We start from the raw sequence: 12,671 nt of genomic DNA, 5'->3' as shown, positions 1-12,671 counted from the left end.
TGCAAATTTGCAAAAAAATCATCAATAGAAACAAAAGCCTTTATGTGCTGAATTCGGGATAATTGGAGTACCACTGTGATCTTTTTCTTATTAAAATTTAAGTGTACTTAACTGACTGAATTCTTCCTTGTTGTATATTTTTTCAATGGCACCATTCTGTAGAAAGGCTATTTTATCGCAGGTATGAAAAAGGGTTTCAATAATATGAGAACTGATGATCACAATTTTGTTTTCCGATTTCAGCTCGCGGATAATATCATACAGAATATGTACCCCTTCAAAATCTACTCCGTTGAAAGGTTCATCCAGGATATTAATAGGTTTATCCAACATCAGCATCCCAATAAGGGCCAGTTTTTTCTTCATTCCACTGGAATAGTACTGTACATATTTTTTTAAGGGAATATTGAACTTTTCAATAATTTTGGCAACTTCCGCCTCTTTCTCTGAAGCAAAATAGGACAGATACTCTTCTCCGGTAATGTAGGGATAGAAATAATTTTCTGTTTCCAGATAGGAAATCATTTTCCTTTGCAATCGTTCGTTTTTCCAGCTGATCTCCCCTGAAAACGGAACACTTTTATAAAGGGATTCAAACAAAGTAGTCTTCCCTGCTCCGTTTTTACCAAGTATTCCCAATATACATCCTTCTTCTATAGATAAATTCAGGTTGTTTAAAACTTTTTGATTTTTAAAATCAACATTTATATTTTTAATCTCCAACATAGGTCTTGATGTTTTGGGTAGCGTCTTTTATATTTTTTCTGAGTAAAAATACTGCTGGGAGGATCGTCATACTGCATATAGAGTATTCTATATAAACTCCCATATTGAAATAATTATTTTTTTCTTTGTAATGGTACTGTCCGTATTTTCTGGTAAGAATCATCAGAAAGTATAGATTCATAAATACAAAATAATACAGGAGATAGAAACTTTCGGCAGGATTCAGGATCAGGAATATACAATAAGCAGGTAAAAGAATAAGATTAAAAAACAGAGAATTCCTTCTGATTTTTTCTTTTAAACGATACTTTTTGAAATACATAGTCAGCATTTCTTTATTTTCGTTAGGTTCGTAAATATGTGATATAGAATCAAGAATAAACAATCCCACAAAGATCAATGTAGCGGGGGTATAGGCAGAAGCCATAACAACAATGAGCCCCAAAATGCCCACCCACGTATTTTTCCTCAAAAAACTTTTCCACTCAAACAGATCATTGGGGATGAAGTTCCATTGTAATGCCTTCCAAGGATTGTTTTTTGGAGTGATAAAAGCCAATAATACAATCAAAATATAACATCCAAAACCTACTTCATCAAATGTATAATTTATATTTCCCAGCAGCAAAATAGTGTAGATGAAAAACGCCTCCAAAACGATAATCCATCGCCACCTATTTACAAATACTTTCCTAAGAAAAGGAATATCTTTTCTTTCGTAGTGAAACAAGAGTGTAAGGATAAAAAATATAGGCGGGTAATAGTATTTCTCCGGCAATTTTATCATGATTAAAGCAATAAAAAAAGCCAAAGCCGGAATACTTGCTCTCGGATTCAGGTTTAAGAGTCTAAAACTCTGATGAAGTCTGAATTTTAAATGGTTGATTAATTTTTTCAAAAGGGTTACTATGTTCGCTTTGACAAGATATGAAATTGGAACTCTATTTGAAAAAAACACGGTTTTATTTAACAGTTTTTATGACATACAAAAAGTCCCACCTAAGTCTTAATAAGCAAACTCCCGATAAAGTGTATAAAAAATCCGAAGAAAATACATACTTCTTCGGATTAAATACTGTCTAATTTTATGTCAATCTATTTTAGAATGTCTCAATACAAACTATTTCTATTTTACTTGACTAATACCTGAGCTCGTTTCAGATTATCCGTTGCCTGTAGGATTTTATTCTTCAGGATCGAATTATAATTGGGGTTTTGATCTAAAAACTTCTTAACCATTTCCAAAGCTTCTGAATTTTGATAGGTACCGAATGTAGAACGCAACCAATTATCCGGGAAGAAAATATCTCCGGTCTTTTGAATTTCCTGTAAAAGTTCCAAAGATTTGGGAAGGTAAGTTATAGAAGTCTTTTGCCTCAAAGGATGATGCAGATAGCCTAGTGCTGCTCCAACAGCCGATTCATTGGATCTGTTCCGCTTTTCTGAAAGCCCTTTGAAAAATACATCTCTGATCTCCTGATCTGAAGAAGCTGCTTTCATAATAATTTTAAAACGGTTGATACGATCTGGGTTTTTGATTCTCGTCAGCTGTTCCTGTAGCAGATCACGGTTGTCTGCATTTCTAAGTGACAACGCAAGGGCAAGATTTGTAAAATCATCATCATTAAGCGATACACCCTGTGGCGGAGTCTGGGATTTCCAGATAGTATGCAAGTTATCATACGCCCGGCGGGTTTGAAAAATACCCTGGTAACAGTCGAATAAAATTTTCTTATTATTTTTGGAGGATTGACTGGGTAAGGCATTCCAGATTGTATTTTCTATGTTTTCGGATATTTTCAATCTATTATTTTCGGATAAAAAATCCCAGTATATCGTAGAAATATAACCCGTGATTAGTCGTAAATTAAGCTCTGTCGTTTCTTTTTGAAGCTGTCCGGTAAAAAAAATCAAGAGTTCCTGAGGTGATGTTCCTGAACCTCCCAACATATTTTCATATAAAGATATGTAAGCACTCGCCCTATTGATAGGATCTTTTACCACAGAAAAATCAGACATCATCGCTGCATCGGTATTGAAAACTCCATAACCAATTCCTGATGAATTCTGCAGCACAAAAAGTGGTCTTGCTTTCCCTTTCAATGCAGAGATTTCCTGCTCGTTTTTCAATAGTTTTACATTCACTTTTTCGATCCTGTTATTGGGATAAAATAAGCTGAGTTCAAACTCCTGTGGCCATATTTTCTGTTCTTTTCCATATTCCGGATGCTGAGAAATGGTGAAACTTTCTATTTTATCACCATTATAGTGAGCATTATAATTAATGACAGGTCTTCCGGGATCATTCACCCAGACTTTATTCCAGGCCTTTAGATCCTGTTGGGTATGTTGATCCAGAATATCGATCAAATCCGGCCATGTTGCGTTGCTGTACGCATATTTTTTAAGATATTCTCCAATTCCCTTTTTGAAATCTTCCTCACCAATTAAAAGCTCCAGCTGACGCATCATAACAGGAGCTTTGTTGTAAATGATAGGGCCATACATCATCCCTGCATTCTGAAGATTATCCAAAATCTGCCGAATCGGATTGGCTCCCAGAGTACGGTCTACAGAATAGGCCGCGGGAAAATGTGTCGTTAAAAATTTCAGATTATAAACACTTTTATCAGAAGAAGCACCCGTACTTTTATCAGCCATAAAATTGGCAAAAACCTCCTTCATCCATACATCATTGAACCAATCCATGGTCACCATATCACCAAACCAAAGATGGGCAACTTCATGAGCAATAAGATTGGAACGGTTATTCAACTGATTCTGGGTTGCATTTTGATCCAAAAACAAGGTAGAGTTCTGAAATAAAATAGCTCCGGGATGTTCCATTCCTCCAAACTGAAAATCAGGTACAGCCACCATTCCATGTTTTTGGAAAGGATGCGGAATATGAGTCCATTTTTCAAAATAGTTCAGAGAATTTCTGTAGAGTGAAAAAATAGAATCCATGCTATTTTTAATTTTGACGGAATCTGTTTCCCGATACAGAATTTTAGAATCCTGCTTATCAATTTTCTCTGTGAAAGCTTTAAAATCTCCTGCGGCAAAAGAAAAAAGATAGGTTGGAATCAGGTCCGATTCTTCAAAATCCAGCACTTTGGTTCCTTTTTCTGTCTTTGTATTTTTAAGTTTTCCATTCGCAATAGCATTCCATTTTTCAGGAATTGTTAATGATAAAGTATATTTTGCCTTCAGGTTGGGCTGGTCAAAGCACGGAAACATGGTTCGTGCGCGGTCCGGAACAAATAAGGTATACAAATAACCATCACGTCTGTTCAATGCAGCATTTCCCGCAAGAAAATTAAAATGAATCTGATTAAATCCTGAATTCAGATATTGAGCATCAATGATAATATGCTCGTTTTCAAAAACAGGTTTTATGGTCTGCCCATTCACCGACACAGAGATCAGCGAAGTGGTTTCTTCTTTAAAATCTAAAGCTAAAGGAGAATTGCTCTTCTTTTTATATTGAAAAGAAACGATTTCTGCTCCTGAGATCCTATCGGTTTTGCTTTCGGGGATTTTCAGATTGAGATCATACTTAATATCACTTAATGTGCTCTTTCTCCATTGAGCCAGTTCATATGACACCCCGGATTCTATCTTCGTCTGAAATTTTGTCTGCGCAAAATAACCGCTGCTGAAAATAACAAAAGATAATGCTAATACACCTGTTTTCATAGATCAAATATAAGCATTGGATCAGGAATAAGCGTCCTATTTTTCCGACGTTTTAAATGTCACCAGAAACTTCTCGTCTTTCAAAGGATAGCCATCTTTAGATTCAAATTTCTTGTTTGACAGAACAAACTCATAGGTTTTATTGGGTTGAAGATCCATTCCCAAAACCAATGTGGTATTATTATTTTCCAATCCTATGACCTTGGCAAGCGGAAAGCTTTCTTTTCCTTTTGCTGAAGTTTCTATGGAATAATGATCGGGCACAATTTCTTTTGAAAAGGTAATTTTTATTTCCTTAGTATCAGGACTCACTGCTTCTGAACCCACTGCAGGATTTGTTTTCACTACATAAAGCAGATTTTTTTCGTACTCTTTAAGCAGCTTTTCTTTGTTTATTTTTTCTTTAAAAAATTTTGATCGGGCCAGAAAATCTTCTACAGCATTATCGTCATTATAATTCAGTTCAATAATGTCTTTTATTGCCTGTTTTTTGTCCTTAGCATTCTGATAATAGGATTTACAGATCTCATATCCTATATAGTAGCCTAGATCTGCGGCATCAGGTCTTTTTCTTCCATTATATAACCAGTTGGTAGAATTGGTACTGAACATATCATTTTTAAATAAAGCTTTAAGCTGGTCTGCATGAGCCGTTCCGTAAGATAAATATTTGGTACGAAGAGGTTTCTGCATCACCAATTCGGTAATAAAATCACACGATCCTTCCTTTATACTATGGTTCAAAATTCTTTTGCTTCTTCCGTTTTGCTGAGTATGGATATATTCGTGAATATTTAAAGAGACAATATTATCCAGTGATTGATCGGCAAACACTCCTTTAAGCCATCCTCCTTTAAATTCAGAAACATCAGTATCGGGGGTTCCCGTTGCAATTTCAGTACCTACCAATACCATATTTTTGCTCACCGTTCCACCCGAATTAAGACCTCCAACCGTAAAATACATTTCAGCATCTTTCAGTTGGGGATAAATTTCCTTTAATCTTGCAACAGATTTATTGAGCTCACCCATTTTCTCTTTTACCTTCAGCGTATTGGGTCTGATGGAATTCCAGAACTTTGGATATTCATCTATGATTCTTACAAAAACAGTATCCGAATATTCTCTTACCTCCATAAAGGTCTTAAGTCCTTTTGTTCCTTTACTGATATACAATTCGTTGATCAGGTTGAGCTTTTTAGAAAAATCGTCAGTTTTTTTAATCTGGTCATAGGCATTCCAGAAATTATCAATATCTGAAGTAAATATGGTATTTGAATTCTGTGCGTGCACTCCTGCAAATGCAAGTGCGAAAATAAAGGAAGTAATTCTTTTCATGGTTTTTTTTAGGCTCAGCAAGTATACACAGAAATATACTTGTGTACAAATTTTATTTTTCCGTGAAAATATTATTGTTATTCATTTTATAAAGCTTAAAAAACCACCTTATATTGGTATATAATATTGATAAAATAACCCATTTTTTCAATTATTTATATTAGTTCCAAATAATTTAAATTCTATCTATTAATTTTCATAAATATTTAATACTTTAGCTTAATAATTTAAACGAATGGGAATAGTCCTTAAACCAATTGATGTTGTAGATGATATTTCACAAGAAGACTTCCGTGAAAAATATCTAAAGCCATGCAAGCCAGTGGTAATCAAGAATATGGCTAGAAAGTGGCCTGCGTATCAAAAATGGACAATGGAGTACATGAAAGAGGTGGTAGGCGATGTGGAGGTTCCTTTATATGATAGTGCGAAAGCCGATCCTGCAGCTCCCATCAATACTCCGACTACGAAAATGAAGTTCAAAGATTATGTAGACCTTATCCAAAAGGAGCCTACAGACTTGAGAATTTTCTTTTTCGACCCTATTAAATTTGCTCCGAAGTTATTGGAAGATTATGTGCCACCCAAAAATCTTATGGGAGGATTTTTAGATAAATATCCAAGTATGTTTTTTGGAGGAAAAGGTTCTGTAACCTTCCTTCATTATGATATTGATATGCCTCATATCTTCCATACTCATTTTAACGGAAGAAAGCACGTCCTTCTTTTCGAATACAAGTGGAAAACGCGTCTTTACAAACTTCCTTATGCCACTTATGCATTAGAAGATTATGATATTGCCAATCCGGATTTTGAAAAATTCCCGGCACTGGATGGTATTGAAGGTATTGAATGCTTCCTTGAACATGGAGATACCCTTTTCATGCCAACAGGCTGGTGGCACTGGATGAAATATCTGGACGGATCGTTCTCTATTTCTCTTCGTGCATGGGACAAAAGCTGGGCTGTAAAAGCACATTCTCTTTGGAACCTGACTGTTCAACGTAATTTTGACAACTTCATGAAAGGCAGATACAAAAAAAGATATATGGACTGGAAGGAAAGAAAAGCCGTTGAAAGAGCGAATATTGCACTGAAAAAGGGACTTCCCAAATAAAAAAACAAGCAAACAAATCAAGTGTCCTGTCTTATTATGACAGGACATTTTTTTTAAGTTTCTCATTTGCATAAACATATGCATCTAAATTTTATTTAAATTGCATAGTGAACCCGCTCTCTTAATACACTATGTATGTTCGAAAAACTGATTGACAGCTTTGAGAAGCTTTGCCTGCAGATCATTATTGAAATACTGCTGGTTCCCGTAACTATTTTTAAATTGTTTCAGGAGCCACACCGTTGTTATGATTTTTCTATCAATGAAATGGAAAAGGAGGAAACAGAACGCTTTAGGGATTATCTGTCTCCAATCAAACTTTCGGTGTATACTTCCGTGATTATCTCTGTTCTTTTGATGGATTACAGCGGCCAACAGAGCTTTATCTCCAAGATCAAAGGGCTGAGTATGGTAGAAAAAGCATTATTTATCTTTTTGATCAACAATTCTACTGCGGTATTATTCAGTGTGCTTTTATTAGGGTATAAAAAAGAAAAAGTTAACAGTACAACTTTCCGAACCCTGTTGTTTTCCTTTATTTATACTACAGTATACACTTCTACTCCATTCTTTATATTAATACTTTCTACCATGTTTCTGGGACAGACTATTGACGTATTATCTTATCTAAAACATATCGAAACACTACAAACCTATGGAGCAAAAGATGATATCTTCTTTCTGGTTTTTGTTGTATTTATTATTATTGGGCTTATTGGTTTGGTGAAATTATTTAAAGCACTGCACTACATTCTGAAAGAAAATTTTCGCTATCATCCTTATGTCGTGTGGTTCTTCACTTTACTTTTTTTCGTTATACAGATTTACTATGCCAGAGGGTTTGTTTAAAATGGAATTTATAAATCACTTACTATTTTTTGTCACATTTTCTTTACTCAATTTGTCTTAAAAAGAAATATCATGCAGGAAAGTTACAAAAGGCTGCTCACCTATGCTTATAATATCACAGGATCTTATGAAGACTCACAAGATCTGGTACAGGATGTAATAGAAAAATATATTTCTTTAGATAAATCTGAAATTAGAAATGAAACTAATTTTTTGATAAAAAGCACCATTAATCACGCAATCAATTTCAAAAACAGACACACCAAAAAGATGGTCTACGGAGAATGGCTTCCCGAGCCACTTTCTTTTGAAAATGCAGAAAATAAACTCATCAAAGAACAAACTGCCCGTTATACGCTGCTGGTTCTTTTAGAAAAGCTGAATGCAAGGGAACGCGCCGTATACATTCTTAAACAGGCATTCGACTACTCTCATCAGGAAATTGCCGAAACTCTTGAAATTTCAGCAGAAAATTCACGAAAGCTATTGAGCCGGGCCGCCAAACAATTAGAAAATATACAATATAAGCCGGACAATATAGATCCCGCTTCCGGTACGGATATCCTGCAGAAGTATCAGTTGGCATTAAGTGAAGGAAATATCATTAATATTGAAAAGCTTTTGATTGATGATATAAAACTTTCAGCAGATGGCGGAAAACGTATTCGCGTAGTCAAAGCGGTAGAAGTAGGAAAATCGGCAACGGCACAACTTCTTTCCTATGTACAGCAACAGTTTCTTGGCAATAAGCCTTATACTTTTCATATCTTTAATCATCAGCCTGCCATTTGTTTCTGGCGTGAAGATCGCATTTACAATTGTCACATCCTGGATATTGATTCTCACGGATTTATCCGTGAAATCTATTCTATTGTAGATCCCGAAAAATTAAAAAGACTACAATAATTGTCACATTCCCGAAAAGCGGTGTGTCTTTAAAGAAAAAAAAGTATGAACACACTTCTTAGAATCGACAGCAGCGTTAGAACACAAAATTCTTTTTCCAGAGCATTGGGTGATTATTTTATTCAACAATGGAAAGAAAAAAATCCGGAAGGAGTCATTATTGAAAGAGACCTTACCCTAAAACCTGTTCCTCACATTAATGAGCAGACGGTAAATGCCTTTTTTAGCGAAATTCCGGATGTTGAAAGCACATGCCTTTCGGATGAGCTGATTAATGAAATTTATCAGGCTAATGAAATCCTCATTACTTCTCCTATGTACAATTTTGGAATTCCGTCCTCATTAAAAGCTTATTTTGATTTGGTAGTCAGAACAAAGAAAACCTTTTCAGAAAATATTACCCGCAAAGGATTACTGGAGAACAAAAAGGCTTATGTGATCTCTTCTATGGGCGGTATACTTCAGGAAAAACGAAATCCTTTGGAAATCCATATCACGCAGCTTCTTAATCATATGGGAGTTACTGACATCTCCTATTTTCCATTAGACGGAACCGTAATTGAAACCAGAATCGCTGAGCTGGTAAATTTTCAACAGGCTGAAATTGTAAAACAATTCAATGAATGATAGAAGACATTAAACAAGCCATTGAAAAATTTATTAAAGGGGGTGATAACAGTGATCCTTCAGCTCTTGAAGAAATTCTTCATCCGCAGTATCAGAACATTCAGGATGGATTTTTTGAGAAACCGGGAATATTTGTTATTTCCAAAGAAAATTACGTTCAATTAGTCCGCGATAAGGTATTTGGAGGGAAACCCCGTGATATTACTTATCATTCCATAGAACAGAAAAATAATATTGCCTATGCAACGGTTTCTCTGGAAAGCCCAACTCATGAATTCTCTTCTCTCATAACCTGTGTACAGGAAGAGGGAAAGTGGCGGATCATCACAAACCTGCCTTCAATAAAAACCAAATAATGACTTTACCAATCCTGCGGTGTAAAACTGCAGGATTTTTTACTATTGCAGAAGATGACAACATCTAAAAAGCCCCTGAAATTCATGTTTTTTGCTTTATATTAACAATTATTAAAATAACCTTAATCTCTGCTTCAAGTCTTTCTCCAAACAGACGTTTAATTTTGTGACGTTTTTAATCTAATCAAAAGAAAGTGAAGAAAATTTTTACATCTGTTTTGTTTTGTGCATCCCTATTTTTCTACGCACAAACCGGAACTCTTTCAGGAAACATCAATGATGACGCTAAAATTGCCCTTCCGGGAGCTAAAATATCTTTAAGTCCGGGAAATATTTATACTACTTCTGACGAACACGGAAATTTTGTTTTCCTGAACGTTCCTCCCGGTCAGTATACCATGAAGGTAGATTATCTTGGCTACGGCGTTCACGAATATAATGTTACCATAGAATCTGAAAAAAATACCCAGCAAAATATTGTATTTGATAAAAAAGAAACAAGTATTGCTGCCATCGTGGTTTCCGGAGCGACATTAAAAAACCAGGCAAGAGCTTTAAATAAGCAAAAAAGCAACGCCAATATCACCAATGTCATTTCTTCGGACCAAATAGGCCGTTTTCCAGATGCCAATATTGGAGATGCCTTGAAACGTGTTCCCGGAATCACCATTCAAAATGATCAGGGAGAAGCACGAAACCTTATCATCAGAGGTCTTGCACCCAACCTGAACTCTGTAACACTGAACGGTGACAGAATTCCTTCTGCTGAAGGCGATAACCGAAATGTTCAGATGGACCTTATCCCTTCCGATATGATTTCCACCATAGAAGTGAATAAGACCTTAACCCCTGATATGGATGCCGATGCTATCGGAGGTTCTGTAAACCTTATTACCAGAGCTTCTCCTAATGGACAGAGAATTTCCGCAACCCTTGCCGGAGGATATAACCCGATCAGAGAAAAAGGAAATTATACTGCCGGATTGGTATATGGCAATCGTTTTCTAAACAAAAAACTGGGAGCAGTATTCAGTTTTTCTTATAACAACAATAATTTTGGTTCAGACAATATAGAACCTGTATGGAGCCAGGCGAATGATAAAGCTCAGACAGCTTATATAAGCAAAATGGGAGTCCGCTATTATAATGAACACCGTATCAGGCACAGCTTTGATCTTAATATGGATTATGAATTCAATTCTAAAAACAAGATCTACGCCTCAGCCATGTACAACTTCAGAAATGATAAAGAAAACCGTTTTGCCCTTGGCTATAAAATAAAACCGGTCTATAATACTGATGAATCTGAAATTACAGGTTGGAAAGGAAGTATTACAAGACAAATTAAAGGCGGAGATGCAGACAACGACAATACACGTCTTGAGAAGCAGAAAGTTCAGAACTATGCCTTAAGAGGAGAACATTTACTGGGTTCAAAAGTAGATCTTGACTGGTCCATGAACTACGCTACAGCCAGTGAAGACAAACCTCACCAACGTTATATAGAATTTGAAAACAGCAAGATGAACTTTTCACCGGATCTTAGTGATCCCAGAAAACCTATGATTAATCTTCTTGCAGCTGATAATCTGGGAAGCTATAAACTGAGTGATCTTTCCGATGCCAACAGCTTTACTCAGGAAAAAGAATTTGGAGCTAAAGTAAACGTACGTTTTCCTCTTTCTGTTATCCAAGATCAAAAAGGAAGACTTCGTACCGGTTTCCGTATGCGCTTGAAGGAAAAGGAAAGAAATAATGATTTTTACGCCTTCGAACCTATCGGCGGAATGGGAAGCCTTCTTTCTGTGCCTACAGTTTATCATGATGGAACAAACTTCCAGGCTGGAAATTATGTTCCGGGAACGTTTGTTGACCCTGCATATCTGGGAGGGTTGGATTTATTCAACTCAGGTTTATTTAACGGTAAGTTGAAACCTTCAAAATTCCTTTCAAATAATTATACAGCCAAGGAACAAATTTATGCAGGATATATCCGTTGGGATCAGGATTTCAATGATAAACTTTCCATGATCGTGGGAGCCCGTATTGAAAGCACTACGATTGATTATACCGGAAATTATGTCCTGAACGAAAGTGACCTGGTTGGAAAGATCAGCAATACCAATACCTACACCAATGTACTTCCGAATATCTCATTCAAGTATGTTCCGGTGCAGGATCTTGTGCTTCGTGCCGCATTTACCACCGCTCTTGCCCGTCCGAACTATTATTCATTGGTTCCTTATCTGAATGTTATTTCAGAAGACGAAATTGTCTCCGCAGGAAATCCTAATCTAAAAGCTACCTATGCTTATAATTTTGACTTCATGGCGGAAAAGTACTTCAAATCTGTAGGGATTCTTTCAGGAGGAATTTTCTATAAAAATCTGAATGATTTTATTTATACCTATTCCCGAAGAAATTATACGGCCAGTGATTTTGCCAATGACTTTGCGGGACAGTCCAACCCTATTCCTGCAGGAGAAAGCAACTGGAAATTTACCCAACAGCGTAACGGTAACAATGTAGACATCTATGGTTTTGAAGTCGCTTTACAAAGGCAGTTGGATTTTATTCCCGGAGCCTTCTGGAAAGGAATGGGAGTGTATGTGAACTATACTTATACCCATTCAAAAGCAAAAGGAATTACGAACGAAGAAGGAGTTGAAAGATCAGATGTAGGATTTCCGGGAGCAGCTCCCCATATGTTCAATGGATCGCTTTCATGGGAAAACAAACGTTTTTCAGCCAGAATTTCGATGAACTACGCTTCTCATTATATTGACGAATTAGGTGGAAAAGCCTTTGACGACCGTTATTATGACAAACAGTTTTTCCTTGACGCCAACGCTTCCTATAAAATCACCAGCCAGCTGAGGGTTTTCGCAGAAGCCAATAATCTGACCAATCAGCCGTTAAGATACTATCAGGGAATCCCAAGCAGAACAGCACAGGCAGAATACTACAGACCAAGATTTACACTGGGAGTAAAATTTGATTTTTAAAAAACATGAAAAGAATAACTTATTATATAGCAGCATTTGCCATTTTTC

Annotated in this window: 10 protein-coding genes; 6 read left to right on the top strand and 4 right to left on the bottom strand. The window is 36.1% G+C overall.

Annotation, left to right across the window (positions count from 1 at the left end; translation table 11 throughout):
• Positions 1-90: 90 nt before the first annotated feature.
• The 4 genes from ACQ76T_RS03540 to ACQ76T_RS03525 all read right to left on the bottom strand — a co-directional run bounded on the left by ACQ76T_RS03540 (position 91) and on the right by ACQ76T_RS03525 (position 5,763).
• The gene (locus ACQ76T_RS03540) at positions 91-726 is read right to left on the bottom strand and encodes an ABC transporter ATP-binding protein (RefSeq protein WP_431341965.1); all 636 of its coding nucleotides are present in this window, start codon (positions 724-726) and stop codon (positions 91-93) included.
• On the bottom strand, positions 713-1,624 hold the full coding sequence (locus tag ACQ76T_RS03535) for a hypothetical protein (RefSeq protein ID WP_431341964.1): 912 nt from the start codon (positions 1,622-1,624) through the stop codon (positions 713-715). The genes ACQ76T_RS03540 and ACQ76T_RS03535 overlap by 14 nt, the downstream gene beginning before the upstream one ends.
• A gap of 233 nt (positions 1,625-1,857) precedes the next feature.
• Entirely contained in the window at positions 1,858-4,425 is a 2,568-nt protein-coding gene (locus ACQ76T_RS03530; RefSeq protein ID WP_431341963.1) for a M1 family aminopeptidase, read from the bottom strand.
• Between the two features lie 36 nt (positions 4,426-4,461).
• Positions 4,462-5,763, bottom strand: a complete 1,302-nt coding sequence (locus ACQ76T_RS03525; protein ID WP_431341962.1) for an Ig-like domain-containing protein — start codon at positions 5,761-5,763, stop codon at positions 4,462-4,464.
• A gap of 235 nt (positions 5,764-5,998) precedes the next feature.
• Between ACQ76T_RS03525 and ACQ76T_RS03520 the strand changes: the two genes are divergently transcribed.
• From ACQ76T_RS03520 to ACQ76T_RS03495, 6 genes are all read left to right on the top strand, one after another.
• The gene (locus ACQ76T_RS03520; RefSeq protein ID WP_422691857.1) at positions 5,999-6,880 is read left to right on the top strand and encodes a cupin-like domain-containing protein; all 882 of its coding nucleotides are present in this window, start codon (positions 5,999-6,001) and stop codon (positions 6,878-6,880) included.
• A gap of 135 nt (positions 6,881-7,015) precedes the next feature.
• Entirely contained in the window at positions 7,016-7,729 is a 714-nt protein-coding gene (locus ACQ76T_RS03515) for a hypothetical protein (protein WP_431341961.1), read from the top strand.
• 72 nt (positions 7,730-7,801) lie between these two features.
• Positions 7,802-8,635: a sigma-70 family RNA polymerase sigma factor gene (locus tag ACQ76T_RS03510; protein WP_431341960.1), complete on the top strand. Its 834-nt coding sequence runs from the start codon at positions 7,802-7,804 to the stop codon at positions 8,633-8,635.
• A gap of 45 nt (positions 8,636-8,680) precedes the next feature.
• A complete protein-coding gene (locus ACQ76T_RS03505) occupies positions 8,681-9,262 on the top strand; it encodes an FMN-dependent NADH-azoreductase (RefSeq protein WP_431341959.1) in 582 nt (193 codons plus the stop codon).
• On the top strand, positions 9,259-9,618 hold the full coding sequence (locus tag ACQ76T_RS03500; protein ID WP_431341958.1) for a nuclear transport factor 2 family protein: 360 nt from the start codon (positions 9,259-9,261) through the stop codon (positions 9,616-9,618). The genes ACQ76T_RS03505 and ACQ76T_RS03500 overlap by 4 nt, the downstream gene beginning before the upstream one ends.
• 194 nt (positions 9,619-9,812) lie before the next feature.
• A complete protein-coding gene (locus ACQ76T_RS03495) occupies positions 9,813-12,623 on the top strand; it encodes a TonB-dependent receptor (RefSeq protein WP_431341957.1) in 2,811 nt (936 codons plus the stop codon).
• Positions 12,624-12,671: the final 48 nt, after the last annotated feature.

This window comes from Chryseobacterium sp. JK1, assembly GCF_050632815.1.
Taxonomy (GTDB): domain Bacteria; phylum Bacteroidota; class Bacteroidia; order Flavobacteriales; family Weeksellaceae; genus Chryseobacterium.
This window is presented reverse-complemented; position numbering and strand designations above follow the sequence as displayed.